The organism is Frondihabitans sp. OV104 (genome assembly GCF_057787745.1).
The window spans coordinates 2,152,914-2,170,382 of sequence record NZ_CM173541.1; the positions used below are offsets into that span (position 1 = coordinate 2,152,914).

General features: G+C 70.2%; 16 protein-coding genes and 3 tRNA genes. 5 read left to right on the forward strand and 14 right to left on the reverse strand.

Annotation, left to right across the window (positions count from 1 at the left end):
* Window positions 1-3 precede the first annotated feature (3 nt).
* Window positions 4-831, forward strand: a complete 828-nt coding sequence (locus tag AC3CBB_RS10155) for a UbiA family prenyltransferase (protein WP_488624480.1) — start codon at window positions 4-6, stop codon at window positions 829-831.
* Here AC3CBB_RS10155 and AC3CBB_RS10160 read toward each other — a convergent pair.
* Genes AC3CBB_RS10160 through AC3CBB_RS10170 form a run of 3 tightly spaced genes read right to left on the reverse strand, consistent with a single transcriptional unit; the run spans window position 828 to window position 3,884 of the window.
* Window positions 828-1,970, reverse strand: a complete 1,143-nt coding sequence (locus tag AC3CBB_RS10160) for an FAD-dependent oxidoreductase (protein WP_488624481.1) — start codon at window positions 1,968-1,970, stop codon at window positions 828-830. The two genes, AC3CBB_RS10155 and AC3CBB_RS10160, sit on opposite strands and share 4 nt — an antisense overlap.
* On the reverse strand, window positions 1,963-2,670 hold the full coding sequence (locus AC3CBB_RS10165) for a class I SAM-dependent methyltransferase (protein ID WP_488626735.1): 708 nt from the start codon (window positions 2,668-2,670) through the stop codon (window positions 1,963-1,965). The genes AC3CBB_RS10160 and AC3CBB_RS10165 overlap by 8 nt, the downstream gene beginning before the upstream one ends.
* Complete coding sequence (locus tag AC3CBB_RS10170) at window positions 2,670-3,884, reverse strand: type III polyketide synthase (RefSeq protein WP_488624482.1); 1,215 nt, start codon at window positions 3,882-3,884, stop codon at window positions 2,670-2,672. Before AC3CBB_RS10170 ends, AC3CBB_RS10165 begins: the two co-directional genes overlap by 1 nt.
* A gap of 223 nt (window positions 3,885-4,107) precedes the next feature.
* On the opposite strand from AC3CBB_RS10170, the gene AC3CBB_RS10175 reads away from it, so the two are divergent.
* Window positions 4,108-4,398, forward strand: a complete 291-nt coding sequence (locus AC3CBB_RS10175; RefSeq protein WP_488624483.1) for a hypothetical protein — start codon at window positions 4,108-4,110, stop codon at window positions 4,396-4,398.
* Between the two features lie 25 nt (window positions 4,399-4,423).
* Window positions 4,424-4,747, forward strand: a complete 324-nt coding sequence (locus AC3CBB_RS10180) for a DUF7882 family protein (RefSeq protein ID WP_488624484.1) — start codon at window positions 4,424-4,426, stop codon at window positions 4,745-4,747.
* A gap of 50 nt (window positions 4,748-4,797) precedes the next feature.
* Here the strand turns inward: AC3CBB_RS10180 and AC3CBB_RS10185 are convergent, their stop codons facing one another.
* Window positions 4,798-5,958: an FAD-dependent monooxygenase gene (locus AC3CBB_RS10185; RefSeq protein WP_488624485.1), complete on the reverse strand. Its 1,161-nt coding sequence runs from the start codon at window positions 5,956-5,958 to the stop codon at window positions 4,798-4,800.
* A gap of 104 nt (window positions 5,959-6,062) precedes the next feature.
* Here AC3CBB_RS10185 and AC3CBB_RS10190 point away from each other — a divergent pair, with 104 nt between their 5' ends.
* Entirely contained in the window at window positions 6,063-6,710 is a 648-nt protein-coding gene (locus tag AC3CBB_RS10190) for a TetR/AcrR family transcriptional regulator (RefSeq protein ID WP_488624486.1), read from the forward strand.
* Between the two features lie 298 nt (window positions 6,711-7,008).
* On the opposite strand, the gene AC3CBB_RS10195 is transcribed toward AC3CBB_RS10190, so the two are convergent.
* The 7 genes from AC3CBB_RS10195 to AC3CBB_RS10225 form a co-directional block, all read right to left on the reverse strand.
* Entirely contained in the window at window positions 7,009-7,635 is a 627-nt protein-coding gene (locus tag AC3CBB_RS10195; RefSeq protein ID WP_488624487.1) for a hypothetical protein, read from the reverse strand.
* 46 nt (window positions 7,636-7,681) lie between these two features.
* The gene (locus tag AC3CBB_RS10200) at window positions 7,682-8,326 is read right to left on the reverse strand and encodes a hypothetical protein (protein ID WP_488624488.1); all 645 of its coding nucleotides are present in this window, start codon (window positions 8,324-8,326) and stop codon (window positions 7,682-7,684) included.
* Window positions 8,327-8,662: 336 nt separating this feature from the next.
* The gene (locus AC3CBB_RS10205) at window positions 8,663-9,487 is read right to left on the reverse strand and encodes an alpha/beta fold hydrolase (RefSeq protein ID WP_488626736.1); all 825 of its coding nucleotides are present in this window, start codon (window positions 9,485-9,487) and stop codon (window positions 8,663-8,665) included.
* Between the two features lie 220 nt (window positions 9,488-9,707).
* Window positions 9,708-9,781 (reverse strand) — tRNA-Met (locus AC3CBB_RS10210).
* A gap of 83 nt (window positions 9,782-9,864) precedes the next feature.
* A tRNA-Thr gene (locus AC3CBB_RS10215) sits at window positions 9,865-9,936 on the reverse strand.
* Between the two features lie 138 nt (window positions 9,937-10,074).
* Window positions 10,075-11,049, reverse strand: coding sequence for an aldo/keto reductase (locus AC3CBB_RS10220; RefSeq protein ID WP_123505231.1), 975 nt, complete (start codon window positions 11,047-11,049; stop codon window positions 10,075-10,077).
* Window positions 11,050-11,223: 174 nt separating this feature from the next.
* Entirely contained in the window at window positions 11,224-12,210 is a 987-nt protein-coding gene (locus AC3CBB_RS10225) for an aldo/keto reductase (RefSeq protein WP_233579882.1), read from the reverse strand.
* Window positions 12,211-12,281: 71 nt separating this feature from the next.
* Here AC3CBB_RS10225 and AC3CBB_RS10230 point away from each other — a divergent pair, with 71 nt between their 5' ends.
* Entirely contained in the window at window positions 12,282-13,991 is a 1,710-nt protein-coding gene (locus tag AC3CBB_RS10230; protein WP_488624489.1) for a glycoside hydrolase family 13 protein, read from the forward strand.
* Window positions 13,992-14,668: 677 nt separating this feature from the next.
* On the opposite strand, the gene AC3CBB_RS10235 is transcribed toward AC3CBB_RS10230, so the two are convergent.
* From AC3CBB_RS10235 to AC3CBB_RS10245, 3 genes are all read right to left on the reverse strand, one after another.
* Entirely contained in the window at window positions 14,669-16,159 is a 1,491-nt protein-coding gene (locus AC3CBB_RS10235) for a M23 family metallopeptidase (RefSeq protein ID WP_488624490.1), read from the reverse strand.
* 273 nt (window positions 16,160-16,432) lie between these two features.
* On the reverse strand, window positions 16,433-17,236 hold the full coding sequence (locus tag AC3CBB_RS10240; protein ID WP_488624491.1) for an inositol monophosphatase family protein: 804 nt from the start codon (window positions 17,234-17,236) through the stop codon (window positions 16,433-16,435).
* Window positions 17,237-17,344: 108 nt separating this feature from the next.
* Window positions 17,345-17,426: transfer RNA gene (locus tag AC3CBB_RS10245), tRNA-Tyr, on the reverse strand.
* Between the last annotated feature and the right edge of the window lie 43 nt (window positions 17,427-17,469).

Sequence of the window (17,469 nt, forward strand, 5' to 3'; positions counted from 1 at the left end):
GCGATGCTCAGCCGGGCGAGGCAACTCGCGCTCTCGTCGCACCCCGGCCCCACGCTGGCCGTCACGGCGCTGGCGGCGCTGCTCGCGACGAGCCTCGGCTTCGCCCCGGCGCGGATCGCCGTGCTGGCCGTCGCGATCCTGCTGGGCCAGCTCTCGATCGGGTTCTCGAACGACTGGATCGACGCGCCGCGCGATGCCGCCAGCGGCCGGACCGACAAGCCGGTTGCGCAGGGGCTGATCCCCCGGGCGACGGTGTTCCGCGCGGCCGTCTCGACGGCGGTGATCGGCATGGCGGTGTCGGTCGCGCTGGGGCCGGGTGCGGCCGCCTGCCACTTCGTGCTCGTCGCCGCCGGCTGGGCCTACAACGCCGGACTCAAGCGCACGCCCGTCTCGGTGCTCCCGTTCGTCGTGGCGTTCGGCCTGCTGCCGAGCGTCGTCACCCTCTCGGCGCAGGAGGGCACGCCCGCCGCACCCTGGGCGACGGCCGTCGGCGCGATCTTCGGCGTGGCCATCCACTTCACCAACGTGCTGCCCGACCTGGCCGACGACGCGGCCACGGGAGTCCGCGGGCTGCCGCACCGGCTCGGTGCGCGCACCTCCGGTCTGGTGGCGTTCGGCGCCCTCGTGCTGTCGTCCGTGATCGTGGTCGCAGGAACTCGGGCTTCCGCGGCCTCCCTCGTCGGCCTGGTCGTCGCCGTGGGCATCGCGGCGTGGGGCACGAGGCTGCTCGTCACCCGGCCGCCCGATCGCGCGCTGTTCCGGCTGGTCATCGCGGCCGCGGTCGTGCTCGCCGCCGAGCTGATCGCCGGCGGGGCCCACCTGGCCGGCTAGGCCCAGGCCATCGAGTAGGCGCGCGCCAGCGTGCGCCGGGCGGGTGTCGCCAGCACGGCGCTCAACGCCGTGTCGCGCACGACGCGTCGGGCCGCGCCCACGGGCCTGCCCAGCGCCATGTTCGCCTCCGCCTGCCCGGCCGCGCGCCGCGCGGCCCCGAGCCGCCGCGCCCCCCAGGCCGTGAGCGCACCCTCATCGACAGCGCCCTTCGCGACGGCCGCGACGATCAGCGGCGCGAGCTCGAGCGCGTCGAGCCAGCCCAGGTTCATGCCCTGGCCGCCGATGGGGCTGATCTCGTGCGCCGCGTCGCCCACCAGGGCGAGCCGGCCGCGCACCGTCCTGTCTGCGATGCGCCGCTGTGCCACGAAGCCGCTGAGCATCGTGTTCGTCGCGGGATCGACCGGCGACCCGGTGCGCTCGGAGACGAGGCGCGCGACGTCCTCCGCCGTCGCATCCTGCAGCCGGGTGCCGGTGTGCACGACGAAGCGACGGGCGCCGCCCGGGAGCGGGAACGACTCGACGACGCCGTCGCCCTCCAGGTGGACGACGGCGTCGTCGCCCGACCCGGTGTCGTCGCGGAAGTCGCCCATGACGTACGGGTCGGGGTAGCTGCGCAGGGCCGCGGCGACGCCGAGGTGGCCCCGCACCGTGCTCCGCGGCCCGTCGGCCCCGACGACGAAGCGGGCCACCTCGGACGACTCGACGCCCGATGCCCGCGCGACGAGCCGCACGCGCGACGTGTCGGCGTCGTCCACGGCCACGAGCTCGACCCCGCGCTGGAGCGCCCCGGGCGCGAGCTCGGCCAGCCGCGCCTCGAGCATCGCCTCGGTGCGGTGCTGCGGAAGCGCGGCGACGAAGTCGAAACGGGGGTGGACGCCCGCGAACGGGACGACGCCGAGGGTGCGGCGGCCGCTGCGGGCGATGCCGCGACGGACGCGCACGGCCTCGGCGGCGACGGCGTCGGCCACCCCGACCCGGTCGAAGGCGGCCAGAGACGGCGGGTGGATGCCGATGGCCCGCGACGACGCCCCCGGGGCCTCGCGGCGCTCCCACACGGCGACGTCGAGCCCGCGTTCGGCGAGCAGCGCCCCGAGGAAGAGCCCCACGGGCCCGCCGCCCACGACGACGACGTCACGCACGGGGCGGACCGGGTGGCGCGAACGACAGGAGCAGGCGCCAGGGGCGATGGCGGGTGACGGTCCAGGCGGCGGGGGTGGCGGCGGCGAGTTCCGGCGCCCGGTAGCTCCGTCGGATGGAGAGGAGGCCGTCGGGGTGGATGAACGAGCCTCGGAAGGTGCCGACGGTGGCGGCCCAGTAGGCGGCGTAGGCGAGGGCGCTGCGGCGGATGTCGTTGTGGACGACCAGGCGCGTGGCGAGACGCTCGCTGTCGCCGAGCACCTCGGCGAGCGCCGCGGGGTCGAGGTGATGGAGCACGTGGTTCGAGACCACGACGTCGAACCGGCGCCCGTCTGCCACCAGGTCGCCGCTCGACGCGCACTCGAAGCGGACGCCCTCCGAGCCGGGGCGCGACGAGGCGTAGCGGAACGCGCGCGGATCGGGATCGATCGCCGTGACCTCGAGGTCGAGGCCGTCGCTCCGCGCCCATGCCGCGAGGGCCCGCGACACGTCGCCGCCGCCCGACCCGAGGTCGAGGACGGTCAGGGTTCCCGGCACCACCTGCGCCAGCGGGCGGATGCGGGTCGTGTACACCGACCGCCAGCCCGCGACGAGGCGGTTCACGAGCGCGAAGTGGCCGTACGTGCGGTCGAGCGCGAGCGGGTCGCAGTCGGGGTCGTCCATCAGCTCCGCGGCCGCCGTCTCGCGCACGGCGAGCGGCATCACGACCCCGCGCGCAGGGTGAGGAGCGCCGTCTCGACCGTGAGCCCGGGGCCGAACGCGACGGCGGCCACGCGCCGGGGCGCCGACGGGGCCAGGGCCGTCGGACGAGGGGCGGGCTCGCCGAGGGCGGAGGCGCCGGCGGAGGCCGTGGTGGTGGCGAGGGCGAGTTCCTGCGCCCGGTGCCCGTCGCCCTGCTCGTGCAGCAGGTCGCTCAGGATGAACAGCACGGATGCGCTCGACATGTTGCCGAACTCGCGGAGCACCCGGCGCGATGGGGCGAGCAGCTCGTCGTCGAGGCCCAGGGCCGACTGGACGCGGTCGAGGATGCTGCGTCCGCCCGGGTGGACCGCCCACGCGTCGACGTCGCCGACCGCGAGCCCGGCGCCGGCCAGCAGAGGCTCGAAGGCGGCGCCGATGTTGCGCTCGACGATCTTGGGCACGTACGACGAGAGCACCATGTCGAAGCCGTGGTCGCCGATGGTCCAGGCCATCTCGCCCGCGCCCTCGGGCACGATCGTCGACTCGAAGGCGTCGAGGTCGAGCTGCGGGCCGGATCCGCCCTGCACCGTCACGACGGCCGCCGCAGCGCCGTCGCCGAAGACCGAGGCGGCGACGATCGCGTCGGGATCGTCGACCACGTGCAGGTGCAGCGAGCACAGCTCGACCGACACCACGAGCACCACGGCCGACGGGTCGGCCTCGCAGAACTGCGCCGCCATACGGAGAGCCGGGAACGCCGCGTAGCAGCCCATGAACCCCAGGTGGAACCGCTGCGTCGAGGGCCTCAGCCCGAGCTCCCGCACCAGCACGTAGTCGGGGCCGGGCGCGTAGAAGCCGGTGCACGACACCGTCACCACGTGCGTCACGTCAGCCGCGTCGAGGCCCGGCGCACCCGCCAGCGCCTTGCGCGCCGCCTCGACGAGCAGCGGCTTCGAGTACAGGGCGTACGCGTCGTTGCGTGCGGCCGTGCCCGGGTCGGCGAGGCGCCGCGACGAAGCCTCATACAGCGCAGGAACGCGGGGCGGCGCGTCCGATCCGAGCTCCTCCAGCACGGAGTGGCGCGTCTCGATCTCCGACCCGTCGAAAGCCGCCGAGATCACGCGGCGCCCGAGCGGGCCGTACACCTCCTGCTCGTGGAGGAGGTCGCGGAGGGCGGCCTGCCCGACGATCGTCGCCGGCACAGCTGTCTCGATGGAGCGGATGGCGGCGGGCATGCGTCATGCTACTTCCGCCGTGGCGGCGGCGCTCAGGTGCGCGGCGTCCTCATCGGCCCTCTCGCGTACCCCGAAACGGCAACGACCACACCCGATGAGGTTGAATCGGCTTCAGAGACCGAGTCCGGCGGCAGAGCGTCGCACATGAGAGGTGGGTCCTGTGAAACGAATTCTCTATGCCGGCGGCTCGTTGGTGACGACAGACGGATTGGTCGACGCCGTCGTGGACTACGCCACCCGTCTCGGCCAACGCGGAGCGACGGATTCGCTTCAGATTCCCTCGATCAGTCCGGATGGGATCGTGGGCGAGTCGACGATCCTCATCGGGCCCAGCAGCGAGCTCATGGCCGAGCCTGCAGGCTACGACGACGCCGACATCGTCGACGGGCCCGCGATTGCGGACCTCCGGGCGAGGACCGCTGCCCTCGGCGACGTGAAAGCAGCTCCGCTCACCGAGCCCGGTCCGGGCTCCGGCGCTCAGGGCGGCATTCCGTTCGATGAATTCGACGAGTGAACACGACCGGAAAGGCGGCATAGGCGTGGGGACCTTGTTCTACGGCGACAACCGGTTCGCGATCGGGATCGACGACCGGGCGCTGGCTCACCTGCAGCTCGTCATCCTCGCCAAGCTCCGGCGGGATGAGTCGTTCTCGTTCACGTGGCAGAAGGGCGCCGACGGCGACGCCCCTCAGTCGACGATCTGGCTGCATCCCTCGATCCCGTTGAACTTCGACTACGAGAATCGGCTCATGCCGTCGATCAGTCGGGCCTGGATCGAGATTCTGACCGCGGCGGCGAACTCCAACCCCGGCCTGGCCCTCATTCCGGAGCCACAGGAATCGCAGCCGGATCACGTGATCTAGCGGCGGCGTCGGCTGGAGTGCCCGAGGTCGCCGGCAGGACAGGCCACTGATCACATCTCGAGAAGCTGGGCGTTGCGGGCCTCGATCGCCTCGGCGGTGTCGGGGAAGATCATGGGGAGGCCGAATTGCTCGGTCTCCGTCTGGATCTTCTCGGCGGTCGGCCGGAAGCTCCGCTCGTACTCCGCAAACGCGATCTCGATGTCTCCCCCGGCTGTGACGAACGCGTCGTGCAGGGCGGTCGCCCCCAGAATGGCGACGGAGCCGCCCATCCCGGCGGCGGGCGACGGGCAGTAGGCGGCGTCACCGACGAGAGCGACTCGGCCGGACGACCACCCGGGCAGCCGGATCTGGCTCAGCTTGTCGAAATAGAAGTTGTCGGCGCCGAGGGCCTTGTCGACGATGGCCTCGCTGAACGGCTCGCCGGCGTCGGCGAACTGGTCGCGAATCAGCTGCTTCTGCTCGTCGACGTCGTGGTAGTCGTACGCGATCTCATCGTCGGATTGGAAGACGAGGACGACGTCGGTCGTGGTGTCGTAGGAGTTCAGCAGCAGAGTGCGGCCAGGTGTGTTCTGGATCCTGGATGTCCAGGGGGCGATGAGCGCGCCGTCGACTACCGTCACGGACGTGTAGTGGTGCAGGAAGCGGCTGTACTCCGATTCGAGGCCGAAGCGGAGGCCGCGGACACCGGAGTGGTTGCCGTCGCATCCGACGACGAGCGCGAAGTCGCGGACGGGACCGCCGCGGAACTCGGCTCGGACGCCCTCAGACGTGTCGGTCAGTGCCGCGATGGACTCCCCGAAGACGATCTCGGCAGTCTTCTCGACCTCCGCGAACAAGATGGCAAGGAGGTCGTCGCGGTGGATCTCGACGTCGTCGTGGCGGTGGATCTCGTAGTCGTCGACCACGATCGTGTCGGCCGTGGGCTCCGGCCCCATGCTCGCGATCGGGGTGCCGTCGACGTGGGCGAACTCGGTCGAGCGGGCGGGTAGCGCCTTGGCCCGGACCGCCGGAAGCAACCCGAGCCTGTCGAAGATCATCATGGCGTCGTTCCGCAGGTCGACGGGGGTGCCGCCCTTCCGGAGCCCTGCTGCCCTCTCGACGATGGTGACCCGGTACCCCAGGCGCTGCATCCAGATGGCCGTCGTCAGCCCGGCGAAGCTCGCGCCGGAGATCAGGACCTCCCCCGTCGTCTGCGTCTTCGTGGTGTTCATGAATCGTCCTCTCTCAGCCTGAGTCAAATTAGTGGGGTAACCCCACCGTTTTCACGCTAGCACGAAGGTGGAGTAACCCCAAGCACTGTGGAAGAATGATCGGCGTGACCGAGGAGCCAGGACGCCGAGAGCGGAGGAAGCGCGAGATGCGCGAGCGCGTGGCGGATGCCGCTGCTCGACTCTTCGCGGAACACGGGTACGACGCCGTCTCCATGACGAGCGTCGCGGCCGCGGCCGGGGTCGCGGAGCAGACGGTGTACAACCACTTCCCCACCAAGCCCGATCTCGTCCTCGACATGGCCGACGACATGCTCGAGCGCTCCCGTCGCGCTGTCGCCGACCGGGATCCGTCTCTGACTCCCGCCGATGCGCTTCGCGACCTGGTGCACGCCGATATCGACCACTTCGTGACCGAGGATCCCCACCTCGCTCGCGGAGAGTATCCGGCCCAGTCGATCGAGAGCGACGTTCTGCGGCGCTACGCCCTGCAGTTCCGCCATCGGCAGGGCGACGCGCTGGCGGAAGCCATACGGGACACCGACCCCGAGCTGAACCCCCTGGTCGCCCGGGCCCACGCAAGTGCTCTCATCACGGTCGTCCAGGCCATCACGGACAGGGTCGGAGCGGCGATCCTCTCGGGAGATGACCTCGCCGTCGTGGCTCAGTCGCTCCACGACGACGCTGAGATGACGCTCCGCGACGCCGCCGCCAATTTTCGCGCCTCGAAGGCGAGAGCCGCCGGGAGCATCTAGCAGTCGCGCCGCTGCCGGACACACCGATCAGAGGACAGCTCCCTCGCCCGCCCGGGTTCGTCCATCTCGGCTGGGCGACCTGGTCCAGTCCCGGAACGGGTGCTCTGAGGCGTGTCTCGGGACACTGAAGGTCTTCGAGACGTCTCAATCGCCGGGTCAGGGGCCTCGCAAGCCCTGAATTCGAGAGCCCCGCGCCGTCTCGAAAAGTCGTTCCCGCCGCAACGCTAGCTAGGCAGTCCTTTTGAGGGTTTCCAAGACAAAGCCGCCATTCCCGAATGGCGATCGAGTCTCCGAGACTTCACGCGTGAAACGTCGAACGGCTCTGCTCGAGTGCTTTCTGCCACCTTCGGGCTTCGACCCTTGTCATGATCACCAGGAAGACCGCGAGGCCCGCAATGACGAGTGGCCGCGGCCACCCGAGGTACAACGATTCCGAAAACAGGAACAAAACAAGCCCGACTAGGGAGAGCAGCACTGCTCGGTTGTTCAGTCGGGAGTTCGCGATGAGATCCGGCACGATCTCGCGAGAATGCTCGGTTGGCGGGATGCGTCCGCGAAGCTGCCGGGCCAGAGAGCGACGCTCTTCGGGGAGCAGCGGCGAGAGAGGCCACTCGGCTCGTGTTGTCGGGATCTGCGACAGGAGGCGGCCACCGCGCTTTGCCCGGGCATAGCCCACACCGCTCACAGCAAGCGCCGCGGCGAGGAGCAGGAACTGGCCGACAGCAGCAGCGCTCAGGGGCTCATTAAAGCGGGCCACGACGCCTAGGCCGCCAACGCAAACGATCAAGATGAGAAGAGCCAGTTGGTTCGATATCCCCCGTACGCGCGGCCCATGCTCTTTCTGCTCCCGGACGCGCCGAGAAGCCTCAGCCCACCGGCGATCCTCGTCACTGGCCGCCGGCAGTGCATCGGAGATCGAACTCATGCTGCCCGTGTTCCGCCGATTGCTTGCGGGCTGCTCCCCCGCACTCTCATTCGGTCTCGCCTGAGTGGAGCTCGATGAAACGGCCAGCTCGGCGATAGAGCACGACCAGTTGGATCGCGACGACGACGAACATCAAGGACACCGCGAGCTCGAGGAGCTTGATGAGGAGATCATTGGAGCCGACCGCGGTGGCGATGGCAAAGAGGACCAGCGCCGAGTAGATGGGTGCGATGCCGAGGGTGGCTCGCCGGTTCTGGCGTGCCATCGCCACAACAGTTCCTAGGTGTCCCTCGTCGGGCTGCTCTTTGCCGCTGATCTGCCGGCGGACGCTTTTCTTCTCCTTCCGATTGAGGGGGCTCGCAACAGCCCGCCACCTCGTGATGTAGTGGCCGGTGCGTTTAGCCCAGATGAAACCTAGGATGACGATGAGTAAGCCGAGGGCAAGGAAGACGAACTGGGCGATGAGCTGCTGGAACTGCACGTCGGAGGACCCAGACGTGTCGTGGCCGGATCCGTGGGGAATGAAAATGAGCGCGATGACGAAGCCGACGATCCAGGTTCCACCGATGAGGGCAACGACCTGCAGAAGCACCCGGGCGCGCCGCTTGTGAAGGCCGTAATCGGTAACGCCGTCCGCGAGTTCCGCAGCCGCAGCCCAGCGGGCGGCAGCATCGTTCTGGGTGGTAGTCAATGGGGGAACTCCGTCGTTCGGGTCAACAAGACTACTCGGAGCCTAACGACAGCCTGATCTTGCATAGAGATTCAGTTTGGTGCGCTCTCCCAAGAAACGCGGGATGAGGACATCGATCTGAGCGTCAGCCTTCACCCAGCGGTCCTGCACACCCCTTCACACCTTCGAGGATCGACGGCGTCGCGCCGGGGACTTGTAGCCGAGAATCGTCCGGTCCGGCCGACCCGACCCGATCCCGATGTCGATAGCCGGCACCCAGACGAAGAAGGAGGCTCGGGGGCGCCAAGGCGCCACCGAACCTCCTCTCGGCGTCAACGCGTTGCTGCGCGCATCGACTCAGGCGGTGAGCCATTCCAGAATGTCGGCGTTGATGGTGTCCATTTCGGTGGTCGGCATACCGTGCGGGAAGCCGGGGTAGGCCTTGAGGGTGCCGTTCTGCACCAGCTCTGCCGAGAGTGGGCCTGCGTCGGCGAAGGGGACGATCTGGTCGTCCTCGCCGTGCATGACCAGCGTCGGCACGCTGATCTTCTTGAGGTCTTCGGTGAAGTCGGTCTGCGAGAACGCGACGATACCGTCGTAGTGGGCCTTGGCACCGCCCATCATTCCCTGCCGCCACCAGTTCTGGATGACCGCCTCCGATGGCTCGATGCCGTCGCGGTTGTACCCGTAGAACGGACCCGCGGGCAGGTCGCGGTAGAAGATCGACCGGTTCGCGGCCAGTGCCGCCTGCAACCCGTCGAACACGCTCTTCGGCAAGCCACCCGGGTTGGTCTCGGTCTGGACCATGAGCGGCGGGACAGCCGATATCAGAATCGCCCGAGCGACCCGCGCCTCCCCGTAGACCCCGATGTAGTGCGCCACCTCGCCGCCACCGGTCGAGTGGCCTACGTGGATCGCGTCGTGGAGATCGAGGTGCTCGGTCAGTGCTGCGAGGTCGGCCGCGTAGTGGTCCATGTCGTGGCCTTCGGACGTCTGAGTCGATCGTCCATGACCTCGCCGATCGTGGGCGATAACGCGATAGCCCTTGCTCAGGAAGAACAGCATCTGTCCGTCCCAGTCATCGGCCGACAGAGGCCAACCATGGCTGAAGACGATGGGCTGCCCGGTGCCCCAGTCCTTGTAGAAGATCTCGGTTCCGTCAGAAGTCGTAATCGTGCTCATCGAAGCTCCCAGCTCACAAAGCGATTCACAACGGCGAGCAGATACCCGCCAGCCACATTCTGGCGGCACAGAAGACACGACTGAGAAGAGTTAACGCGACGTTCTCACACGCACCGCCCTCGCGGGCTCTCGTGAACTCGATCGTCGTGCCTCTGACCGCCGAGACACCGTGAAAAAGGGCCCTCCGCCTGGGGTGACCCAGGCCAGAGGGCCTTACGTGTAGCGGGAGCGGGACTCGAACCCGCGACACCACGATTATGAGCCGTGTGCTCTAACCACCTGAGCTACCCCGCCGCACCAGCCGACTAGGCCGGCCTGTGCCTCCGCATCTCGACTGAGTCCGCGCGAGCGGTGGTTCAGTGTCGTTCAGAGGGACGAGCCCCCTGTGGGAATCGGACCCACTACCTCTTCCTTACCAAGGAAGTGCTCTACCAATGAGCTAAGGGGGCGTAGCCGTCGCGCCGTCAGTGTTTCAGGCCGCGATTGGCACCACACGAGAATAGCAGGACTTCGAGGCGCCTCGTGACACGAGACGACGCCGACAGCACGGAGGGTGCCGGGTCGCCCCGACACCCTCGCGATGCGGGCTACGCCGAGACGGTCGACGACGCCGCCGACAGGGCGGCGACCTCGTCGTCGGCGAGCGTCAGCGTCGCGGCCGCGACGAGGTCGGGCAGCTGCTCGACGGTCCGGGCCGACGCGATCGGCGTGCCGACCGACGGCTGGGCGAGCAGCCACGCGAGCGCCACGGTGGCGACCGAAGTCGAGTGGGCTCCGGCCACCTCGTCGAGGACCCCGAGCACGCGGCGGCCACGGTCGTCGAGGTACGCGCCGGCGCCGCTGGCGCGCTGGCTGTCGACGGTCACGCCGTCGCGGTACTTGCCCGTGAGGAATCCGCTGGCCAGCGAGAAGTACGGCATGACCGACACGGTCTCGGCGAGCGCCACGTCGGCGACCGTCGGGCCGCCCTCGCTTCCCTCGACGTCGTCGCGCTCGACGAGGCTGTACTTGTTCTGGATCGCGGCGTACTTCGAGATGTTCTCGGACTCGCTGAAGCGCAGGGCCTGCTCGAGGCGCTGGCCGGTGAAGTTGGAGGCGCCGATGGCGCGGACCTTGCCGAGCTGCACCTGCTCGTCGAGAGCCTCGACGGCCTCCTCGACCGGGCGGTCGGTGAAGTCCTGATGCGCGTAGTAGAGGTCGATGTAGTCGGTGCCGAGGCGCTGCAGAGATGCATCGACGGCCTTGCGCACGATGTCGCGCGAGGTGCCCTGGAAGCCCTCGAGCATGCCGACCTTGGTAGCGATCACGATGTCGGCGCGGTTGCCGCGCGACGCCATCCAGCGGCCGATGATCGACTCCGACTCGCCACCGGCGTTGCCCGGGACCCACGCCGAATAGACGTCAGCCGTGTCGATGAAATTGCCGCCGGCCGCGACGTACGCGTCGAGGACGCCGAACGACGTCTCTTCGTCGGCCGTCCAGCCGAAGACGTTGCCGCCGAGATTGAGGGGGAAGACCCGGAGGTCGCTTTCGCCGAGTGCGATACGAGGTGCGTCCGTCATGTGAGCTCCTTCTGTCGAGGTGTCTCCTGAAGACAACACCGGTCGACGTCGCGCATTCCGAGCGGCGACACATTCGGCGAGGGGCATCATCGGGTCTCGCACAGCCTGGAGCTCCGGCTCGACGGCGAAGACGGTCATCGCACCGGGCGGGAGCATGGAGGGGCTGGACTGCGCCTACGCGGCCGGGGGCTCCGAGATCGCAGTGAGGGCCCCGAGTTCCTGCGCCGAGAGATCGAGGCTGGAGGCCGCGAGCAGACCCTCGAGCTGGAGAGTCGAGCGGGCGCTGGAGAGGGCGCCGATCACGCCGTCGCGAGAGGCCAGCCACTTGATGGCGACGGCGCCCGGCACGACGCCGTGGCGTTCGGCGATCTCCATGACGACGTCGACCGTGGCGACGTTCTCGGGGGTGAGGTAGCTCAGCGCACGACCGCCGCGGGGCGACTCGCCGTCGTCGACGCCGTTGCGGTACTTGCCCGTGAGGAATCCGCTCGCCAGCGCCGAGTGCGGAAGCACTGCGAGGCCGAAGTGGTCGACGATCGGGGCGACGTCGCGCTCGTAGTCGTCGCGCCGCACGAGGTTGTACGCCGACTGGATCGCCCTGAAGGGGTGCAGCCCGTCGCGGTCGGCGATCGCGAGTGCCTGCCGGAGCCGCGCGCCCGTGTAGTTCGAGGCGGCCGGATACCGGATCTTGCCCTCGTCGACCAGCTCGCTGAGCGCGCCGACGGTCTCCTCCAGCGGCGTCTCGTCGTCGTCGTAGTGCGCGAAGTAGAGGTCGATGCGATCGGTGCGGAGGCGGGTCAGCGACGCCTCGACACCCCGGCGGATGCTGTCGCGCGTGAGGCCGGGCGCGTCGGGGTGCTGGCCCACCTTGGTGCTGACGAGCACGCGGTCGCGGTTGCCGGGGCGTGCCAGCCAGCGGCCGATGATGGCCTCGGACTCGCCGCCCGAATTGCCCGGGAGCCACGCGGAGTAGACGTCGGCGGTGTCGATGACCCGGCCGCCGTCGGCCGCGAACACGTCGAGGATCTCGAGCGCCGTCGGAGCCCCGACGGTCCACCCGAAGACGTTCGTGCCGAGCGCGAGAGGGAACGCGGAACCGGTGGCGGTCTCAGTGTCGGTGAAGATGTTCAGGTCAAGGCCAATCGACGTCGGATACTCCACCTTAACCGATCAGATCGGCAGCCTGGCAAGGGAGACGGAAAGCAGAGCACGCCTGTCGTATCGTGGCACCCATGCCTCACGACGAGTCCACCGTGCCCGCCTCAGACATCTCCCCCTCCGAGCTGATCGCCGCCGACACGGGATCGGAGTGGTGGCGCACAGCCGTCATCTATCAGGTGTACCCGCGCTCGTTCGCCGACAGCGACGGCGACGGCATGGGCGATCTCCCCGGCATCACCTCACGCCTCTCGGCCCTCGCCGATCTCGGCGTCGACGCCGTCTGGCTGTCGCCGTTCTACACGTCGCCGCAGCGCGACGCCGGCTACGACGTCGCCGACTACTGCGACGTCGACCCGCGGTTCGGCACCCTCGCCGACTTCGACGCCCTCCGCGCAAAGGCCACCGAGCTCGGACTGCGCCTCGTGGTCGACCTCGTCCCCAACCACTCGTCGAGCGATCACCGCTGGTTCCAGGAGGCCCTCGCCGCCGGGCCCGGCTCGACCGAGCGGGCTCGCTACCTGTTCCGCGACGGCACGGGCGCCGACGGCGAGGTGCCGCCGAACAACTGGCAGTCGGTCTTCGGCGGCGAGGCCTGGACCCGCATCACCGAGGCCGACGGCACGCCCGGCCAGTGGTACCTCCACCTCTTCGACTCGTCGCAACCCGACTTCGACTGGCAGAACCCGTGGGTGCGCGAGCAGTTCCTCGACATCCTGCGCTTCTGGCTCGACCGCGGAGTCGACGGATTCCGGGTCGACGTCGCCCACGGCATGATCAAGAAGCCCGGTCTGCCCGACTACACCCCGCCCGCCGACAGCGGCAGCATGGGCGGCGGGCTCGAAGAGGGCGCGACGCCGCCGTACTGGGCGCAGGATGGCGTCCACGAGATCTACCGCTCCTGGCGCGCGCTGCTCGACACGTACGCGGGCGACCGGATCCTCGTCGCCGAGGCGTGGGTCGAGCCGCTCTCGAAGCTCGCCAACTGGGTGCGCCCCGACGAGATGCACCAGGCCTTCAACTTCACCTACCTCGAGAGCGGCTGGTCGGCCCCGTCGATCAAGCGCGTCATCGACGCCTCCCTCGAGGTGTTCTCCAGCGTCGGCGCGCCGAGCACGTGGGTGCTGTCGAACCACGACGTCGTCCGCCACGCCTCCCGCCTCGGGCTGACCGCCGACAACCCCCAGGGCGCAGGAATCGGCCCCAGGAGCCCGGGCCTCCCCGACCGCGCGGTCGGCCTGGCCCGAGCCCGCGCCGCCACCGCCGTCATGCTCGCCCTTCCCGGCTCGGCCTACCTCTACCAGGGCGAGGAGCTCGGCCTGCCCGAGGCCATCGACCTGCCCGACGACGCCCGCCAGGACCCCACCTGGTTCCGCACGAACGGCGAGAGGTACGGCCGCGACGGCTGCCGCGTGCCCATCCCGTGGGAGGCCGCGTCCCCCGCCTACGGCTTCAACACGAGCGGCGAGTCGTGGCTGCCGCAGCCCGACGACTGGGCGCCCTACGCCCGCGACTCGCAGACCGGCAAGCCGGCGTCGACGCTCGAGCTCTACCGCCTGGCGCTCGCGCTCCGGGCTGAGTTCGACCTGGGTTCCGGGTCGGTCGAGTGGCTCGACGGATACGGAGCCGACGTGGTCGCGTTCCGCAACGGCGTCGTGACCGTCATCGCGAACACCGGCACGGTGCCGGTCGAGCTGCCGATCGGCGACGAGCTGCTGGCGACCGTGGAGCTCGACGGGCCGGCGCTGCCGGGCGACGCGACCGTCTGGGTCCGCTCGGCCTGATCGCGGTCGCGGCGCTGGGTGGGGTGATCCGCGGCGTTGTCGGTGCGGCATGGTGTGGGTGGCTTCGAGTGCGTCACCCCCGCCGGATCGGCACGAACCCGCCTGCCCTTCGGCGGGAACGCGCCGATTCGGGCGGGCTACATCGCCGACTCGGCGGGAGCGCGCCGAATCGGCGGGCGTGAGCCGCATCGGCGCGTCTTCGCCGACCCGGCGGGGCCGAACCGAACCCGCGGGCCGAGCCGGCCGCCACCGCCTCGCCCCCGCCGAATCGGCACGAACCCGCCTGCCGTTCGGCGGGAACGCGCCGATTCGGCGGGGCTACGTCGCCGCCTCGGAGGGAGCTCGCCGGATCGGCAGGCGTGAGCCGCATCGGCGGGTCTCCGCCGACCCGGCCGGGCAGAACCGAAAGCGCGGGCCGAGCCGCCCGCCACCGCCTCGCCCCCGCCGGATCGGCACGAAGCCGCCGGACCTTCAGCGGGCGCGAGCCGATTCGGCGGGGCTACGTCGCCGCCTCGGAGGGAGCGCGCCGGATCGGCAGGCGTGAGCCGCATCGGCGGGTCTTCACCGACCCGGCGGGGCCGAACCGAGCCCACGGGCCGAGCCGCTCGATTGGCGGGTACGAGGCGGGGCGGGGCCGACGTTCGGCGGCGCCGCGCGCAGCCGCGGCAGACGAGGCGCTACGCGCCGGCGTTGGCTACGAGCCAGGGGTACGGGTCGACCGGAACGCCGTTGAGGTGGATCTCGAAGTGCAGGTGCGCACCCGTGCTGTTGCCGGTCGAGCCGACGTTGCCGACCTGCTGGCCGACCTTCACCTTCTCGCCGAGCGTGACCTTGATGGATCCGGCGACCATGTGCGCGTACACGCTGGTGACCGGGACGCCGTTGATGGTGTGGTCGATCCACACGTTGTAGCCCAGGGCACCGCCGCCCTGCTCGACCTTCGAGACGGTGCCGTCCGCGATGATCTGGATCGGCGTGCCGGCGCCGGGCGTGAAGTCGAGGCCCTCGTGGAACGTGGAGCAGAAGCTGCAGTTGGCGACCTGCCGCGAGCCGAAGCCGCTGCTGATCGGCGAGGTCGTGGCGAACGGCCACTGGACCGGCGCGGTCGAGTCGTTCGCGAACGCTCCGGTGCCGGTGCTCGACGAGGTGACCTTGGGGGCGCTGACCGAGTAGCCGTCACGGCCGAGGCTGGCGCCGACGACGGTGCCCGACGCGATGTAGCCCTGCCCGGCGGTCGACGAGGTGGCCCCGCCGACGGTGGTGCCGGCCTCGACGGCGGCGGCGAGCTTCACGGCGACGTGCTCGGGGGTGTCGACGAAGTAGGCGTTCGCGGGAACGGAGGTCGCGACGACGGTGGCCCCGACGAACAGGAGGCCACCGAGGACCCCGAAACGGCGGGTGCGACGGCCGCGGGTCGAGATCACGGGCCGGACCGCGGCGGGTGCGAGACGAGGGGAACCGGGCGCAGGAACTCGACGCATCGGCTGGGCGCGCAGCGACCGCCGCGTCGCCGGGGCGGAGGCCGCGGCGGGTGCTGCGACCGACGGGGCTTCGGCAGCACGGGTCGCCTCGCGAGCCACAGGGTCGGCCGCCACCGAGGTGCGCGTCGCGACCGTCGGGCCACCGGTCGTCGTGACCGCAGGCGTCGCGACCGTCGGGCCGGACCCCGTCGACGTGCGCGACGTGACCATCGAGCCCGGCGTCGTGCGTGTGGCGGGCCAGGCGACCGACGCCGGACTCGCCGGCGTCGAAACGGGCGACGCCGAAGCAGTCGACACCGGAGCTGGCGACGCCGAAGCAGTCGACACGGACGCCGACGCGGGCGACACGGCAGACGACGACATCGCGTCGGGAGACAGGCGGGCCGGCGAGACCCGAGCCGGATTTGCACCGAGCGCCGCCGAGGCCACAGCAGTCGGATCGCCCAGCGACGTCGAGCCAGCCAGCGAAGCCGAGCCAGCCAGCGAAGCCGGACCGGCGAGCGCAGCCGAGCCAGCCAGCGACGACGAGCCAGCCAGCGATGACGGGTCGACGACCAAGGTCGCCGCCGTCTCGAGCTGACGCTCGCGGGCGCGCGCGGCACGTCGCGTGAGGGGGGCCACGGTGGGGCCGTCGACGTCGCCTGCGGTTCCGCGGTGGGCGGTGGGGGCGGCGTCAGGCTGGGTCACTGCGAGTAGGTCCTCAGGGTCGGGGGCGGGCTTCGGCGCCGCGCAGAAAGTGCTGCACAGGGCTGTGGCCGGGAACTGCCCGCGGAGAGACGGCCGCGGACGACGGTGATCGAATCACCCTAGCGTGCGCCCCCGGAAAGCCTCCCGGACGAGCAACGCCTGACCCATGGTAGCGAATTCGCAACCGGATGGCTAGGCCCGATATTGATATATACCCGCGTGCGGGGGGTCGGGCGGTGTCGGGGAGTTCCTGCGCCCTCTCTGGTTCGGTACTCAGAACCCGCCGTCGGCGAGTGCCTCCGCGAGCTCAGCGGCGACGGCGGGCGCGCAGACGAAGGTGAGGTCGCGGCTGGCCTGGGCTCCGGCGGGGGTGAGCACCGTCGCACCTGCTTCACCGGCGACGAGGACGCCGGCGGCGTGATCCCACGGCTGGAGGCCGCGCTCGACGTAGGCGTCGAGCCGACCCGCGGCGACGCTGCAGAGGTCGAGGGAGGCGGCCCCGATACGGCGGATGTCGCGGACGCGGCCGAGGAGGGGGGCGACGACCGCGCCCTGCTCGATACGGCGCACAGGGTCGTACGAGAAGCCGGTGGCGAGCAGCGACTGCGACAGGTCGGCGGGCCTCGACACGGCGAGACGCTCGCCGTTCAGGAAGGCGCCGCCGCCGCGGGTCGCGACGTACTCCTCCCCGGCGACGGGGTTGAACACGCACGCGGCCAGAGCCCGCCACGTGAGCGGGTCGGGCTCGCCCTCGACGACGGCGATGCTGACGGCGTAGGCCGGAATCCCGTAGAGGAAGTTCACGGTGCCGTCGATCGGGTCGACGATCCAGGTGAGACCCGTCTGCGTCGGCTCCGCGCCGGACTCCTCGCCGTAGAAGCCGTCGCCCGGTCGCTCTGCTGCGAGCCGTGCGCGGATCAGGGTCTCGACCTCGCGATCGGCGTGCGTCACGATGTCGACCGAGCTCGACTTGCTCGCGGCGACCTCGACGCCCTCGGCCCGGCGCCGCGCAGCCAGCTCGCCCGCCTCCCGCGCGATGGAGCGGGCGATCTCGAGCAGCTCGGCGTTCGTGGTCATGCGACCCCCAGGTATGCGAAACGCCCGATGCTCAGCACCGGGCGTCTCTGCGTTCTTCTGTGTCGAAGGGACACAGTGTGTTCTTCCGTGTCGTCGTCGGACACCGTGTGGCAAGTGAGGGATTCGAACCCCCGGAGGCTACGCCGGCTGATTTACAGTCAGATCCCTTTGGCCGCTTGGGTAACTTGCCAGGTGCGCACTCGACCAGTGTATTCACCAACCGAAGGCGCCCG

What these genes read in the sequence shown, in the direction of transcription:
- AC3CBB_RS10155 (WP_488624480.1), top strand. Translation starts at nt 4, where the DNA reads ATGCTCAGCCGGGCGAGGCAACTCGCGCTCTCGTCGCACCCCGGCCCC.
- AC3CBB_RS10165 (WP_488626735.1), bottom strand. Translation starts at nt 2,670, where the DNA reads ATGCCGCTCGCCGTGCGCGAGACGGCGGCCGCGGAGCTGATGGACGAC.
- AC3CBB_RS10170 (WP_488624482.1), bottom strand. Translation starts at nt 3,884, where the DNA reads ATGCCCGCCGCCATCCGCTCCATCGAGACAGCTGTGCCGGCGACGATC.
- AC3CBB_RS10185 (WP_488624485.1), bottom strand. Translation starts at nt 5,958, where the DNA reads ATGAACACCACGAAGACGCAGACGACGGGGGAGGTCCTGATCTCCGGC.
- AC3CBB_RS10195 (WP_488624487.1), bottom strand. Translation starts at nt 7,635, where the DNA reads ATGAGTTCGATCTCCGATGCACTGCCGGCGGCCAGTGACGAGGATCGC.
- AC3CBB_RS10205 (WP_488626736.1), bottom strand. Translation starts at nt 9,487, where the DNA reads ATGAGCACGATTACGACTTCTGACGGAACCGAGATCTTCTACAAGGAC.
- AC3CBB_RS10220 (WP_123505231.1), bottom strand. Translation starts at nt 11,049, where the DNA reads ATGACGGACGCACCTCGTATCGCACTCGGCGAAAGCGACCTCCGGGTC.
- AC3CBB_RS10230 (WP_488624489.1), top strand. Translation starts at nt 12,282, where the DNA reads ATGCCTCACGACGAGTCCACCGTGCCCGCCTCAGACATCTCCCCCTCC.
- AC3CBB_RS10240 (WP_488624491.1), bottom strand. Translation starts at nt 17,236, where the DNA reads ATGACCACGAACGCCGAGCTGCTCGAGATCGCCCGCTCCATCGCGCGG.